Here is a 1054-nt window from a genome sequence, read left to right on the forward strand (position 1 = left end):
GACTCGTACGTGTAAGGGATCACTAATCTAAAACACGTTATAGTTCTCCTCTTTTTCTATATAAAGATATTTATTACAAACTAAAGAAACACGTTGCCAACAAGCTAAAAAAAACGAACTAATTACCAAATTGGTAACTTTTTTTATTATCTTTGCGTCAAACAATTATAATGTGAGAGTAATCGCAAAACGAACTTTACGAGATTTTTGGGAAAAACACGCTGATTGTGAAGAACAATTAAAATCGTGGTATAGAGAAACTGAAAAATCCGAATGGAACAATATTAACGAATTAAAAAGTGAATATCCGAGTGCTAGTATTTTAAAAGACAATCGAATTGTTTACAATATTAAAGGTAATAATTATCGCTTGATTGTAAAATTTAATTTTGAGTACGGAATATGCTGGATAAGATTTATCGGAACTCACGCTGAATATGATAAAATTGACGCAAATAATATCTAATTATGAAAATATTACCAATTAGAAACGAAAAAGACTATCAAAACGCACTCAACAGACTTGAGGAAATTTTTGATGCAAAAAAAGGAACGGAAGATGGAGACGAATTGGAAATCCTGTCAATTTTGATTGATAGATATGAAAATGAACAATTCCCAATCGGAATGCCTGACCCAATAGAAGCAATTAAATTCCGAATGGAACAAATGGGAATGAAACAAAAGGATTTAGCAGAAGTTGTTGGATTTAAAAGCAGAGTTAGCGAAATTTTGAATAAAAAAAGAAAACTGACTCTAGATATGATTAGAAAACTCAACACTACTCTACATATCCCTACTGAAGTTTTAATTCAAGATTATTAATTAAAAAAGCCAGTTGGCAACACCGTGTATAATTAATTGCTTTATTCTTCCCTACTTGCGAATATTCCTGCGGAATATTCACGGGTTCGTAAATGTTTATTAACTTAGTTGCTTAACCACGCAACTAACCATACACGTATTCCAAGATCAAATCCTAGTAATATTTAGTTTTATTTTTTAGGCTGCATATTGCTGAAGAACGACATAAGGTGTTCCTCTTTTTACTACG

2 protein-coding genes are annotated in these 1054 nt (G+C 31.3%); both read left to right on the forward strand.

Annotation, left to right across the window (positions count from 1 at the left end; all coding sequences use genetic code 11):
• The first annotated feature begins 172 nt into the window (after window positions 1–172).
• Complete coding sequence (locus DFQ09_RS18740; RefSeq protein ID WP_054729199.1) at window positions 173–466, forward strand: type II toxin-antitoxin system HigB family toxin; 294 nt, start codon at window positions 173–175, stop codon at window positions 464–466.
• Between the two features lie 2 nt (window positions 467–468).
• Window positions 469–825 (forward strand): helix-turn-helix domain-containing protein, encoded by a 357-nt coding sequence (locus DFQ09_RS18745; RefSeq protein WP_068449010.1) that lies wholly within the window; start codon window positions 469–471, stop codon window positions 823–825.
• Window positions 826–1054 lie beyond the last annotated feature (229 nt).

Origin of the sequence: Winogradskyella pacifica (assembly GCF_003386275.1) — a bacterium.
Taxonomy (GTDB): Bacteria; Bacteroidota; Bacteroidia; order Flavobacteriales; family Flavobacteriaceae; genus Winogradskyella; species Winogradskyella pacifica.